This window comes from Nocardia fodinahabitans (genome assembly GCF_052983615.1).
Genome location: NZ_JBRJJC010000001.1, coordinates 2,733,065 through 2,745,396, shown reverse-complemented (window position 1 = coordinate 2,745,396; position 12,332 = coordinate 2,733,065). Strand labels below are relative to the sequence as shown.

Genomic DNA, 12,332 nt, shown 5'->3' with positions numbered 1-12,332 from the left:
GCGGCCGGATCGATACCGGACAACCGCGCATCCGGGTCACAATGGACGTGTCGGCTCGCGAGAGAGGACAGGCGCGTGCACGCTGTCGGACGAGTGTTGGCGACGCTGGTCGTCGCGCTGATCGGCGTGTGCGCCTTCCTGGGATACCGCGGTGACCTGGTACTTCCCTGGAAACCACACGCGGAGGAATACGTCGCGGTCGTGCAGGCGCCGCAACAGGTGCCGCTCGATCCGGTGCTGGTCGCGGCCCAGGTGCAGCCCGTGCTGGTCAATATCTCCGTCGATGCCGCCCTGTTCGGGACCAGCGCCGCCGGCTCGGGGATCGTGCTCACGCCCGACGGGCAGATCCTGACCAGCCATCACGTGATCAAAGGGGCCGAGGAGGTCTCGGTCACCGATATCGGGAACGGGCTGGTCTACGAGGCCACCGTGCTCGGCTACGACTCGACCGCCGATATCGCGCTGTTGTCGCTGGCCGGGGCGTCCGGGCTGCCGACGGCCCGGCTCGGGTCCTCGGCCGAGCTGCGGGTCCGCCAGGACGTGCTGGCCATCGGTGACGCGGGGGGTGACGGCGGCGAACCGACCTCGGTCGCCGGGCCGATCACCGATCTGGACGCGAGCATCGTCGCGATGAACTCCGCCGACCTGACCCGCAAGTCGCTGCGCGGAATGGTGCAGATCGCCGCGCCCGTCGTGGGCGGGCAGTCCGGTGGCGCGCTGGCCGACAGCTCGGGCGCGGTCGTCGGCGTGATCACCGCGGCCTCCGGTGAGCGCCCGGGCGCCGAGCAGCCGAGGCAGGCCAACGGCTACGCGGTGCCGATCGACACCGCCATGCGGGTCGTCGCCCAGATCCGCTCCGGCACCCCGACCGAGACCGTCCACATCGGCCCGACCGCCACCCTCGGCGTCCAGGTCGTCGACGCGAAACCCGCGGGCGCCCAGGTCAACTGGGCCTTCTACGGCCAGCCCGCCCGCGCCGCGGGCATCACCACCGGCGACATCATCACCGCCGTCGACGGCGACCCGATCACCACCGCCCGAGCCCTCAGCGCGGCAATCAACACCCGCAAACCCACCGACCGAATCCGCCTCGACCTCACCGCCCCCGACGGCACCAACCGCACCATCGACGTAGTCCTCGCCGAAGGCACCCCGAACTAGACCAGGCTCAGCCAGTAGTCCTGGAACTTCAGGAAGACGAGGAGCAGGACTACGGCGTAGAAGACGACGACGAGGGTCCAGCGCCATTCGGCGAGGATGGCCATGATGCCGCGGGAGCGGCCCCAGGTTTCCTGGGTGGTGACCGCGAACAGGAGGGGGGTGACGGCCCAGACGACCATGCAGTACGGGCACAGGGCGTTGATGCGGTAGAGGCTCTGGAAGACGAGCCAGCAGATGGCGGCGACGCCGAGGACGGTGCCGAGCCAGAGGCCGCCCCAGATCCAGCGCGGGAAGCCGATGCCGACGACGGCGAGGACGCCGAGGGTCACCACCACCGAGAAACCGACAATGCCGAAGAGCGGGTTCGGGAAACCGAAGACCGCGGCCTGGTCGGTCTGCATGATCGACCCGCACGAGAGCACCGAGTTGATGCTGCACGAGGTGACGTAATCCGGGTCGACGAACAGCTTGAATCGCTCGACGGTCAGCGTGAACGACGCCAGCCACCCCGCCAGCCCGGCGATCAGCAGCAGCCACGCCGAGCGGGCGGGGGCGGTGATCACTTGGCCGCGTCGGCGATCACGGGCGCCAGGCCGTTCTCGGTGAAGATCGCGTCGGTCTGGTTGAGCTCACCGTTGATGAACACCGACGGCGTCGACTTCACGCCACTGCTCAGGGTCTGCTGGGTGACCTGGGTGATGTAGTCGTTGTACGGCTTGTCGGTGATGCAGGTGGCCACCGCAGGATCGGTGTAGCCCGCCTCGGTCGCGATCTGGATCAGCTGCTCGTTGCTCAGCCCGGCGGTGCCCTCGGCGGGCTGCTCGGCGAACATGGTCTGCAGCCAGCCCTGGTACTTGCTCGGGTCCGCCTTCGCCACACAGAACGAGGCGTTGGCCGCGCGCGAGGAGTATTGGGTCGAGGACGCGCGGTCGAGGAAGGAGATGATCTGGTACTCGATCACGGCGGTGCCGTCGGCCGCGGCCTTGGCCAGCGCCTCACCGTTGGCGGCCTCGAACTGCGCGCACGCCGGGCACTGGAGGTCGGCGACGACGCGGACCTTCGCCTTGGCGTCCGGATTGCCGATGCGTACCGCGCCGGACTCCGTCACCGAACCGCCGGTCGCGGGCAGCTGGGCCGCGGACGTGCCGGTGTTCTCGGTATCGGAGCCGGACTTCTTGACGGCGATACCGATGCCGATCGCCGCCACCAGTGCCACCAGGACGGCGGCGACTCCGACCTGGATCGCGATCTTGCGCTTCCTGTCGGCTGCTTCGGCCGCCGCCAGCGGATTCTGCTTGCCCGTGCTCACCGTTGTCACACGCCTTTCGTTCGTGGTCTCCCCACCAGGGACATCATGCGGGCCGAACCTGAGAGTTTCTTCAACGATCCGATCAGGACTCGTCGAGCCTGCGCAGCTGTTCGGCGACATCGAAATCGGCGGGCGGCCAGTCCAGCTGCAGCCCTGCCAGCGCGTCGATCAGCAATTCGGTCACCGCGAGGCGCGAGTACCACTTGTGGTCGGCAGGCAGCACGTACCACGGCGCGTAGTCGGTGTTGGTGAGTTCCAGAACGGCCTGGTAGGCCTTCTGGTAGTCGGGCCAGTAGCCGCGCTCGGTGATGTCGGCCGGGTTGAACTTCCAGTACTTGTCGGGGCGTTCGAGGCGCTCACGCAGCCTGCGCTTCTGCTCGTCGAGGGAGACGAACATGGCCACCTTGACGATGGTGGTGCCGGTGTCGGCCACTTCCCGTTCGAAGGCGTTGATCAGGCTGTAGCGCTGTTCCCATTCCGACTGCGGCACCAGCTCGTGCACCCGCACGACCAGCACGTCCTCGTAGTGCGAGCGGTCGAACACACCGATCTGGCCGTGCGCGGGCAGGCGCTTGTTGATGCGCCAGAGGAAATCGTGCTGCTTTTCCTCCTCGGTCGGCACCCCGAAGGACGCGTGGTCGACGCCCTGCGGGTCGACCGAGCCGATCACGTGCCGCACGATGCCGCCCTTGCCCGCGGTGTCCATGCCCTGCAACACCAGCAGCACACTGTGCTTGCCGCCGGTGCGGCCGTGCGCGAACAGCTTCTCCTGCAGGTCCGAGAGCACGATGCCGCGCTCGGTCAGCAGCTCTTTGCCGCGCTGCTTGTCACCGGTGAACCCCGGCGTCGCCGAGGTGTCGAGATCGGTGATCCGCTGACTGTCGGCGCGCAGCGCGGTGGTGACGGGTTCGGCCCAGTCTTTCGCCATTTCCCATGCCTACCACTACTGCGAGCGATCGACCGGCAAGCTCGACGCAATCGTTGCCTGCCAGCAGGCGACTCCGGCCGGGTCGGCGATCTCGGGCCGGTGCACATACACCGGATCGGCGCCGGCGGCCTGCTGCGCGCGGTAGTCGGCCAGCAGCCGGAACGCGACGACGCCGAGCGGGAGGATCGCGGCCAGGTTGACCAGTGCCATCACGCCCATGAACACGTCGGCCAGGTTCCAGATCAGGCTCACCGAGCCGAGCGCGCCGGCGAAGACGGCCAGCAGCACCGCCACCCGGAAGGCGGTGAGCACCTCCGGCCGGTCGGTGATGAACTCGATATTGGCCCGGCCGTAGTAGAAATTGCCGATCATCGAACTGAACGCGAGCATGAACACCACCGCGGTCAGTACGTGTCCGGCCCAGGTGCCGAGGCTGTGCTGCAGCGCGCTCTGGGTGAGATCGGCACTGCGCCGCTCCGACAGGTCGGGATCGCTGGTCAAGATGATGAACGCGGTGATCGAGCAGATCAGCAGGGTGTCGAAGTAGACGCCGAGCGACTGCACCAGCCCCTGCTTCACCGGATGCGAGACATCGGCGGCGGCGGCCGCGTTCGGCGAGGAGCCGAGGCCCGCCTCGTTGGAGAACATGCCGCGCCGGATGCCCTGCGCGATGGCGACGCCGACACCGCCGCCGACCACCTCGCGCAGGCCGAACGCGCCGCCGACGATATCGGCGATCACCCGCGGCAGATCGTCGATGTTCAACACCACCACCGCGATGCCGAGCAGCAGGTACACGATCGCCATGACCGGCACGAGCACCTCGGTGATGTGGCTGATCCGGCGCACCCCGCCGAAGATCACCACGCCGAGCAGGACGATCAGCACGAGCCCGACGGCCAGCGGGAACCAGTCGCCGTCCAGGCCCGACAGCGAGGCGCGGGTGGTCGCCACGATGGTGTTGGACTGCACGGCGTTGAACACGAAACCGAAGGTCACCGTGATGATGACCGCGAAGATCATGCCCTGCCAGCGCCGCCGCAGCCCGTACTGCATGTAGTAGGCGGGCCCGCCGCGGAAGGTGCCCGGTTCCTGCTCGGGCCGCTTGTACAGCTGGGCGAGGGTGGATTCGACGAAGGCCGAGGCCGCGCCGAGGGTCGCCATCGCCCACATCCAGAACACCGCGCCCGGCCCGCCGACACTGATCGCGGTGGCGACGCCGGCGATATTGCCGGTGCCGACCCGCGCCGCCGCCGAGATGCTGAACGCGCCGAACGCCGACACCGACTTCTTGCCGTCGGCGGCGGGCCGCCCCTTCTCGGCGACCACGCGCAGCATCTCCGGCAGCATCCGCAACTGCACGACGCCGCTGCGCACGGTGAAGTACACCCCGGCCACGATCACCAGCGGGATGAGCAGCCAGTTCCAGAACACGTCGTTGACATCGACGACGACCGAGTTGAGCGTGTCCATGCGGCGAGGCTACCGCCGGGTTACCTGTCGGACGGTCAGGCTGTGCCTGATGTCGCCTGATCGGGGGCGCTGCAAGGTGATGCTGCGCCTCGGCGCCCTGACCGATCAGGCGGGCCGGGTGGCGTCGACGTATTGCATGAAACGGTGCACGCGCTGGTCGATTTCGATCAATCCGGCCGCGGCGAACAGGTTCGGGAAGGTGTCGCGGTCGAACAGCCGCAGCCCGCTCAGACCCGCGGCCATGGTGCTGGCCCGGCCGAACAGGTTGTCCTCGCGGTAGCTGGTGGTGATCGCGATCCGGCCGCCCGGCGCCAGCACCCGGATCATCTCGCGGGTGGCCGCGATCGGATCGGGGATCAGATACAGCGCGCCGAAACAGCAGACGGCGTCGAAGGTTCCGTCGGCGAAGGGCAGCACCCGCGCGTCACCGCGGACGTAGCCGACCCGGGGCCCGGCGTTGTCGGCGGCGGCCTTGGCCAGCATCGGCTCGGAGTAGTCCAGGCCGGTGACGAAGCCGTCACCGGATAGGAACTCGCTCAGGTACCGGGTGAAATTGCCGGGGCCGCAGGCCAGATCGAGCACCTTCTTGTTGCCGCCGAGCCGCAGCGTGTCGACGGCCTCGCGCCGATCGCTGCCGGTGGTACGGCCGCTGGCGAGATAGAACAGCGTCGGCCGCCACGCGTGCTCGTAGACCGCGGCCAGCGCGGGCGCGTTCATGGTCCGGCGGGCCAGGTTCACTGCCGCGCGACCTCGATCGTCATGCCCGCGGCGCGCAGCCGCTCGGTGAGCGCCTCGCCCATGGCCGAGGCGGGGGTGAGAACGCCTGCGCGCGGCGGGAGTTCGTCGAAGGCCAGGCTCAGGCCGCTCTGGCCGAGCAGCACGGCGGTGGCCTGGTAGCCGGGGTCGCCGGTGCCGGAGAAGGTGGCCTGGTACTTGGCGCCGGAGCTGGTGCGGGCGAAGGTCTTCATGGTGAACCAGCCACTGCGGCGCGCCTTTTCGCTGGGACCGGTGCCCGGCTTGGGCAGGATCCGGTCGAGCAGCTTGCGGCCGAACGAGACACGGGAGAGCACCGCGCCCGAGGCCATGCCCGCCACGATGCCGCCCGCGATACCCGCCGCCACCAGCGGCGCCGCCGCCGAGTTGCCCGCGTTCATCACCTCGCGGTAGCGGAACTGCTTGCCGTAGGCCCAGCCGAGCAGGCCGTTGGTGCGGCGCACGACCTTGGTGTTGTGCGAGGCCATGATGAACGTGGTGACCCAGCCGTGCAGGCTCGGGTCGATGCTGTCGGCGCGGGCCAGCGCCTGATCGGACTGCCGGCCGACATCGGGCTCCATCGAGCGATCGGGGCTCAGCGAGTACGGGTGCGCCAGGATCTTGCCGCGGCCGGAATCGGCGGCGATGTCCTCCATCATGGCGCGGCCGGAATCGATGGTGCCGCCGCTCATGCCACCCTTGAGGTAGGCGACCAGGGTGGTGTCCTCCAGCTCGCCGGTGTCGTCGACGACGGTGGCCCGGTAGAGCTCGTAGACGCTCAGATCCGACGGAATCGAGTCGTAGCCACAGGAATTCACGATCTTGGCGCCGGAATCGACCGCGACCCGCTCGAACTGCTCGATGGCGTCGTGGATGAACAGCGGCTCGCCGGTGAGATCGGCGTAGTGGGTGCCGGCCGCGGCGCACGCGCCGAGCAGCGGCATCCCGTAGCGCAGGTACGGACCGACCGTGGTGACCACGACCTTGGTCCGCTCGGCCATCGCGGCGAGCGAGGCCGGGTCGGTCGAATCGGCGACGACCAGCTCCCACTTCGCCGCGGCGGGGCCGAGTTCGGCGCGCACGGCGGCGAGCTTGTCGGCCGAGCGGCCCGCCAGCGCGATCCGCGCGTCGGCCGGGGCGGCGGTGAGCAGGTATTCGGCGGTGAGCTTGCCGACGAAACCAGTCGCTCCGAACAGGATCAGGTCGAACTCGCGGTGCTGCGGCACGGGGGCGCCTTTCATCGAGTGCTCGCCTTGCGGGCGCGCGGCTTCTTCGTCGGTTTCGGCGGGTGGGTGGCAAGCCAATCACGGTGGGCCAGACCGAGTTCGGTGACCGGGGGCTCGTCGTAGAGCCATTCCCGGGCGATCAGATGCCAGTTGTTGGTGCTGTCGAGCTGGCCGAGCATACCGAAGGTGAGGAAGTCGGCCCGGCGGGAGAACAGGTGCTCCGGCGGCAGGTTCTGCTGCTTCATACCGGTGAACTCGCTGGCCCGCGGGTCGACCGCGAGCAGGAACGCGCCGCTGGCGAGTTCGGGGGTGATGGTCAGTTCCTCGTCGACCAGGCACCATTCGGAGGCGGCGAGTACGTACTCGAGACACTCCTCGGCACCGATCTCCTCCGGTGAATCGATCACGCCGCGCTCGATCATCAACTGCCGCAGGTCTTCGGCGCGGTCCTCGGCGGCCGCGCGCAGGCAGCGGATCTCGAAGTGCACGAGCTTGGGGTCCATGCGGTTGAACAGGCCGAAGTCGAGGAAGGCCACCCGGCCGTCGCGGGCCAGCAGCACGTTGCCCGGATGCGGGTCGCCGCAGAACTCGTTGAAGGTGAACAGTGAGCCGACGTAGAAGCGGTAGATGATCTCGCCGACCCGATCACGCTCGGCGGCGGGCAGATTCCGGATCTCGTCGAAGCCGGTGCCCTCGATGAACTCGCTGACCAGCACTCGGGTGGTCGAGAGCTCCCGGACCGCGTCGGGCACCACGATGAACGGGTGGTCGCGATACAGGTGCGCGATCTCGGACTGGGTGACGGCCTCGGCCACGTAGTCGAGTTCGGCCTCCATGTTCAGCTTCAGCTCGTCGAGCACCGCCGGGGTGATCCACGGCATCGCCGAGGCCAGCACCCGGCGGAACATGGTCAGGTTCTTCAGGTCGGCGCGCACCGCGATGTCGACGCCGGGGTACTGGACCTTCACCGCGACGGCCCGGCCGTCGGGCAGGGTGGCCCGGTACACCTGGCCGATCGAGGCGGCCGCGATCGGCTCGGGATCGAATTCGGCGAACACCTCGGTCAGCGGACGGCCGAAGTCCTCCTCGACGACCGCGCGCATCGCCTCGAACGACACGGTCGGGGCGGCATTGCGCAGCACGGCCAGCCGCTGCTGGAACCGGTCGCGATGGTCCGGCGGCACCAGATCCAGATCGAGCACCGACATCATCTGGCCGAGCTTCATGGCCACGCCCTTCATGGTGCCCAGCACCATGACCACCTGCTCGGTGGTGCGGATCATCGACTCCTCGGCCATCCTGGCGCGCACGGCCTCGGACCGCCCGCGCATGGACAGTCTGGTCTTCTTCGAGCGGATCACCGAGCTCGCCGCTACCGCCCCCAGCTTCGTCCCGCGGGCAAGCCGGGATGTCGGCACGTTTTTCGCCATCGAGGTACCTCCGTTGGTGCCGACGCGCAGGGCGGCCGCCGGCGTCCTGACGCCGCACGACAACCCGCGGTGACGCAAGCCACAGCGCCCCGCTCGGTTCAGCGTAACGAACCGAGCCGCGATGTCGAGCCCGGCTCCGGCGATCGCGAGGATCGCCCGGTCAGGAGGGCTGAACGGGGATCTCGGGCAGCTGGTGGTCCTGCGAGGTGAAGTATTCGGGCGACCCGCCCGCCTTGGCGACACCCTCGATCGCCGACCACGCCATCATCGTCAGGTAGTCGATGACGTCCTGGCGCGGCATCGCCTTCTCGGTGGTCGTCCACCAGTGCGTGGCCAGCTGGATGCCGCCGACCAGCACATACGACCACAGCATCGCGCCGTCGGTACGCACGCCCTTGGCGCCGGCCCGGTCGACGAGCACGGCCGTGACCACCTCGGCGAAGAGCCGTTCGAACTCCGCCAGCGAGGACTTGTCGCCCGCGGAGTTGCTCATGATGAACCGGTAGACCTCGGGGTCGTCGTCGACGGTGCCGACGTATTCGGTCATCGCGGCGCGCACCAGCTGGTACTCGTCGGCGTCGAGGTTGATCGCGCCGTACACGCGGGGCATCAGCGTGGTCTCGATGAACCGCTGCATGGTGGCGTGCACCAGGTCGTTCTTGTCGGCGAAGTAGCGGTACAGCACGGTCTTGGACACGCCGATCTCGGTGGCGATCTCGTCCATGCCTGCCTGGCTGCCGCGCGCGCGGATGGCGTTGAGCGTGCCGTCGACCAGCTCTTCGCGCCGGTCGATCTTGTGCTGTCGCCACCGCCGTTTGCGGCCGTCGACAGGACCGCCGCCGCGCACGGTGGCGGCGCGGCCCGTCTGCTCGCCGATCTCGACAAGGTCTTCGGTGGACAGAACAGCCCCCTTGTGATCGATATGGCGTCTGATGGTTCTACAGCTTAGGCGTGCCGGTGTGGGGTGGCGCTCGTTTGGTCGACGTTGCGGCATTTACCACATCCCGGTGCTTACCCGCGCGTAAGACGAACCGGGCGGTTTTCCGGTGTCGTGCGGGGCGCCACACGGGTTCGCGGCGGCGCGTGCGCGGCGCGCACAGCAGAATGGGGGCTATGGAGAAAGCTCCCGGCAACACGGCGGTTCTCGCGCCGCGCACCGAGCCCGCCGCGCAACCAGCGGGTTTCGCGGTCATGACCGACGAGGCGGGCAAGAAACGTGACCTCTTCAAGATGAAAGCGCTGGCCACCGGGTTCCTGCTGGTGGCCAGCGCGGTGTACCTGTTCTGCCGCTGGCTCGAATCCCGCGGCTCCGGCGGTGAGTGGGTCGGCTACGTGCGGGCCGCCTCCGAAGCCGGCATGGTCGGCGCGCTGGCCGACTGGTTCGCGGTGACCGCGCTGTTCAAGCACCCGTTGGGGCTGCCGATCCCGCACACCGCGATCATCCGCAAGAAGAAGGACCAGCTCGGGTCGAGCCTGGGCGCCTTCGTCGGCACCAACTTCCTCGCACCGGACGTGGTGTCGGCCCGGCTGGACTCGGCGCAGATCTCGCTGCGGGTCGGGCGCTGGATGGCCGATCCGGGCCACGCGGCGCGGGTGGCGCAGGAGAGCGCGACGATCCTGACCGCGGTCGTCGGCGTGCTGCGCGACGAGGACGTCGAGCAGATCATCGACAACACCATCGTCAAGCGGATCGCCGAACCGCTGTGGGGTCCGCCGATCGGCCGGGTGCTCTCGGAGTTGATCGCCGACAATCGTCAGCTGCCGCTGATCGATCTGCTGGCCGAGCGCGCGCATCAGTGGGCGCTGGGTTCGCAGGAGACGATCGACCGCATCGTGCTGCGGGACGCGCCGCAGTGGGCGCCGAAGTTCGTCAACACGTTGCTGTCCGAGCGGATCTACCGGGAACTGGTCGAATTCACCTGGAAGGTGCGCTCGAATCCCGATCACGAACTGCGCAAGGCCGCCGATCGCTTTCTCCAGGATTTCGCCGACGATCTGCAGCATGACGACGCGATGATCGCGAAGGCGGAGAAGGTCAAGGCCGAGATCATGGGCCGCGAGCAGATCACCGGAATGGCCGAGGCGACGTGGCGCGCGGCCAAGCGGCTGATTCTGGAGTCGGCCGAAGACCCCGATTCCACGTTGCGCCGCAAGGTGGCCGAGAATGTGCAGCAGCTCGGAGAACGCTTGCGCGACGACCCGGCCATGCGCGGCAAGGTGGACGGCTGGATCGACCGCGGCGCCCGCTATCTGGTCGGTAACTACTCGGCCGAGATCACGACCCTGGTGACCGACACCGTCGCGCGCTGGGACGCCGACGAGGCGAGCCGCAAGATCGAACTGCAGGTCGGCCGGGATCTGCAGTTCATCAGGATCAACGGCACGGTCGTCGGCGCACTGGCGGGGCTGGCCATCTACACGATCTCGCAGTTGTTGTTCCACTGAGCCGAACCGTTAGCCGAACCCGTGCTAACAGAAGTGCTTGCAATAGCTAGCACTCTGATTTAGTATTGACCGTACAACCGCCAGAAGGTGAGTGATGGCAGACCAGCCCGAGGGACGTGTAGCGCACGCGGCACAAGACATCGGAGGGTTCATCAGGTCCCAGCGCGAAGCCGCGCAGGTGTCCTTACGTCAACTCGCCGCGCTGGCGGGGGTGAGCAATCCGTACCTGAGCCAGATCGAACGCGGATTGCGTAATCCCTCCGCCGAAGTACTCGCGCAGATCGCCAAGGCGCTGCGGGTGTCCTCGGAGGTGTTGTATGTGCGGGCCGGATATCTCGAGCAGCGTCCGCACAGCCCGGTCAGGGACGCCCTGCTCGCGGACACTTCGGTGACCGAGCGGCAGAAACAGGTGTTGCTGGAAATCTATGAGTCGTTTCGCCGGGAAAACGGGGAAGAAACCGGCTCAGGGGGGATCGAACGGGACAGCGACGTTTCGTTCACGACAACTGACACTCCGCCACGCCAGGAGAACGAAGACTGATGACCGAGAAGACCGCTACCGTGACCAAGCCGCTGTTCGCCACCGTCGGTGCCGGTGACGCCCTCTACACCGCCGTGAACGATGTCGTCGCCGACGTCCGCGGTCGGGTCGGTGCCACCGACGTCCAGGCCCGTGTCGACGAGGCCCGTGAGCGCATCGCCAACGTGCCCGCCGACGTGCAGGCCCAGTTCGACACCCTGCGCGAGCGCATCGCCGGCCTGCCGGCGGAGCTGCCCGAGGACCTCGCCGAGCTGCGCGAGAAGTTCACCCCGGAAGAGCTGCGCAAGCTGGCCGAGCAGTACTACCGCCAGGCGCTCGACATCTACGCCGACCTCGCCGTCCGCGGTGAGGAGACCGTCGACCGGCTGCGCGCCAACCAGGCCGTCGACGAGCAGATCGGTCGCGTGGAGAGCCTGTACAAGGATGCCTCCGCCCGCGCCGAGGATGCCCTCGCCAAGGTCACCGACCTGCTGGGCCGCACCAAGGCCGAGGCCGAGACCGTCGCCGCCGAGGCCGCGGCCGTCGTCGACGCCGAGGTTGTCGCCGTGACCACCGAGGAGCCCGCCGAGGCTCCGGTCGCCAAGGCGCCCGCCGCCAAGAAGGCGCCGGCCAAGAAGGCTCCCGCGAAGAAGGCCGCCCCCAAGAAGGCCTGATACCGCACCGCGCGCAGCGGCCCCGCACACCACTGGTGGGCGGGGCCGCTGTTCGTATGATGGGGGTGTGAACATGGTGAACGGTCTGACGTCGCTGATCATGCTGGCCCTGTGGGTGGCGGCCTTCGGCGCGACGGTGTTCGCGCTCATCCACGCCGTGCGGCAGCGCGCGGACGCCTTCACGGCGGTCGACAAGATGACCAAGCCGATCTGGCTGGCGATTCTGGCCGGTGCGCTGGTCTTCCTGCTGCTCGGCATCGCCGGCTTCGGCATGCTGACCTCGTTCATCGCGATCATCGCGACGGGCGTCTACCTCGCGGATGTGCGCCCCAAGGTCGACGAGGTGCAGCGCGGTCCGCGCTGGTAACGACACCCGCCGGATTACCGGCGCGGATCTCTCGCGGTTCAGTGGT

Annotated in this window: 14 protein-coding genes; 6 read left to right on the top strand and 8 right to left on the bottom strand. The window is 68.4% G+C overall.

Annotated features, from left to right (window positions below; all coding sequences use genetic code 11):
• Positions 1–75 precede the first annotated feature (75 nt).
• Entirely contained in the window at positions 76–1,161 is a 1,086-nt protein-coding gene (locus tag NV348_RS12805; RefSeq protein ID WP_447147122.1) for a S1C family serine protease, read from the top strand.
• Here NV348_RS12805 and NV348_RS12800 read toward each other — a convergent pair.
• The 7 genes from NV348_RS12800 to NV348_RS12770 form a co-directional block, all read right to left on the bottom strand.
• Entirely contained in the window at positions 1,158–1,724 is a 567-nt protein-coding gene (locus NV348_RS12800) for a vitamin K epoxide reductase family protein (protein WP_447147121.1), read from the bottom strand. The two genes, NV348_RS12805 and NV348_RS12800, sit on opposite strands and share 4 nt — an antisense overlap.
• Positions 1,721–2,479: a DsbA family protein gene (locus tag NV348_RS12795; protein ID WP_447147120.1), complete on the bottom strand. Its 759-nt coding sequence runs from the start codon at positions 2,477–2,479 to the stop codon at positions 1,721–1,723. Before NV348_RS12795 ends, NV348_RS12800 begins: the two co-directional genes overlap by 4 nt.
• Positions 2,480–2,552: 73 nt before the next feature.
• Positions 2,553–3,398 carry a polyphosphate kinase 2 family protein gene (locus NV348_RS12790; RefSeq protein WP_447147119.1) on the bottom strand — a complete coding sequence of 282 codons (846 nt, stop codon included), beginning with the start codon at positions 3,396–3,398 and terminating at the stop codon, positions 2,553–2,555.
• 15 nt (positions 3,399–3,413) lie between these two features.
• Positions 3,414–4,871, bottom strand: coding sequence for an alanine/glycine:cation symporter family protein (locus NV348_RS12785; protein WP_447147118.1), 1,458 nt, complete (start codon positions 4,869–4,871; stop codon positions 3,414–3,416).
• Between the two features lie 105 nt (positions 4,872–4,976).
• The gene (locus NV348_RS12780; RefSeq protein WP_447147117.1) at positions 4,977–5,609 is read right to left on the bottom strand and encodes a class I SAM-dependent methyltransferase; all 633 of its coding nucleotides are present in this window, start codon (positions 5,607–5,609) and stop codon (positions 4,977–4,979) included.
• Positions 5,606–6,865, bottom strand: coding sequence for a saccharopine dehydrogenase family protein (locus tag NV348_RS12775; protein ID WP_447147116.1), 1,260 nt, complete (start codon positions 6,863–6,865; stop codon positions 5,606–5,608). The genes NV348_RS12780 and NV348_RS12775 overlap by 4 nt, the downstream gene beginning before the upstream one ends.
• Positions 6,862–8,133, bottom strand: coding sequence for an AarF/UbiB family protein (locus NV348_RS12770; RefSeq protein ID WP_447147115.1), 1,272 nt, complete (start codon positions 8,131–8,133; stop codon positions 6,862–6,864). Before NV348_RS12770 ends, NV348_RS12775 begins: the two co-directional genes overlap by 4 nt.
• On the opposite strand from NV348_RS12770, the gene NV348_RS12765 reads away from it, so the two are divergent.
• Positions 8,105–8,353: a hypothetical protein gene (locus tag NV348_RS12765; protein WP_447147114.1), complete on the top strand. Its 249-nt coding sequence runs from the start codon at positions 8,105–8,107 to the stop codon at positions 8,351–8,353. The genes NV348_RS12770 and NV348_RS12765 overlap by 29 nt on opposite strands.
• A gap of 87 nt (positions 8,354–8,440) precedes the next feature.
• Here the strand turns inward: NV348_RS12765 and NV348_RS12760 are convergent, their stop codons facing one another.
• Entirely contained in the window at positions 8,441–9,181 is a 741-nt protein-coding gene (locus NV348_RS12760; RefSeq protein WP_447151018.1) for a TetR/AcrR family transcriptional regulator, read from the bottom strand.
• A gap of 290 nt (positions 9,182–9,471) precedes the next feature.
• Between NV348_RS12760 and NV348_RS12755 the strand changes: the two genes are divergently transcribed.
• From NV348_RS12755 to NV348_RS12740, 4 genes are all read left to right on the top strand, one after another.
• Positions 9,472–10,725 carry a DUF445 domain-containing protein gene (locus tag NV348_RS12755; protein WP_447151017.1) on the top strand — a complete coding sequence of 418 codons (1,254 nt, stop codon included), beginning with the start codon at positions 9,472–9,474 and terminating at the stop codon, positions 10,723–10,725.
• Positions 10,726–10,819: 94 nt separating this feature from the next.
• On the top strand, positions 10,820–11,266 hold the full coding sequence (locus NV348_RS12750; protein WP_071932013.1) for a helix-turn-helix domain-containing protein: 447 nt from the start codon (positions 10,820–10,822) through the stop codon (positions 11,264–11,266).
• Positions 11,266–11,919 (top strand): heparin-binding hemagglutinin, encoded by a 654-nt coding sequence (locus NV348_RS12745; protein ID WP_447147113.1) that lies wholly within the window; start codon positions 11,266–11,268, stop codon positions 11,917–11,919. The genes NV348_RS12750 and NV348_RS12745 overlap by 1 nt, the downstream gene beginning before the upstream one ends.
• A gap of 73 nt (positions 11,920–11,992) precedes the next feature.
• Entirely contained in the window at positions 11,993–12,286 is a 294-nt protein-coding gene (locus tag NV348_RS12740) for a DUF2516 family protein (RefSeq protein WP_447151016.1), read from the top strand.
• Positions 12,287–12,332: the final 46 nt, after the last annotated feature.

What these genes read in the sequence shown, in the direction of transcription:
- NV348_RS12790 (WP_447147119.1), bottom strand. Translation starts at nt 3,398, where the DNA reads ATGGCGAAAGACTGGGCCGAACCCGTCACCACCGCGCTGCGCGCCGAC.
- NV348_RS12785 (WP_447147118.1), bottom strand. Translation starts at nt 4,871, where the DNA reads ATGGACACGCTCAACTCGGTCGTCGTCGATGTCAACGACGTGTTCTGG.
- NV348_RS12775 (WP_447147116.1), bottom strand. Translation starts at nt 6,865, where the DNA reads ATGAAAGGCGCCCCCGTGCCGCAGCACCGCGAGTTCGACCTGATCCTG.
- NV348_RS12765 (WP_447147114.1), top strand. Translation starts at nt 8,105, where the DNA reads ATGACCACCTGCTCGGTGGTGCGGATCATCGACTCCTCGGCCATCCTG.
- NV348_RS12770 (WP_447147115.1), bottom strand. Translation starts at nt 8,133, where the DNA reads ATGATCCGCACCACCGAGCAGGTGGTCATGGTGCTGGGCACCATGAAG.
- NV348_RS12755 (WP_447151017.1), top strand. Translation starts at nt 9,472, where the DNA reads ATGACCGACGAGGCGGGCAAGAAACGTGACCTCTTCAAGATGAAAGCG.
- NV348_RS12750 (WP_071932013.1), top strand. Translation starts at nt 10,820, where the DNA reads ATGGCAGACCAGCCCGAGGGACGTGTAGCGCACGCGGCACAAGACATC.
- NV348_RS12745 (WP_447147113.1), top strand. Translation starts at nt 11,266, where the DNA reads ATGACCGAGAAGACCGCTACCGTGACCAAGCCGCTGTTCGCCACCGTC.
- NV348_RS12740 (WP_447151016.1), top strand. Translation starts at nt 11,993, where the DNA reads ATGGTGAACGGTCTGACGTCGCTGATCATGCTGGCCCTGTGGGTGGCG.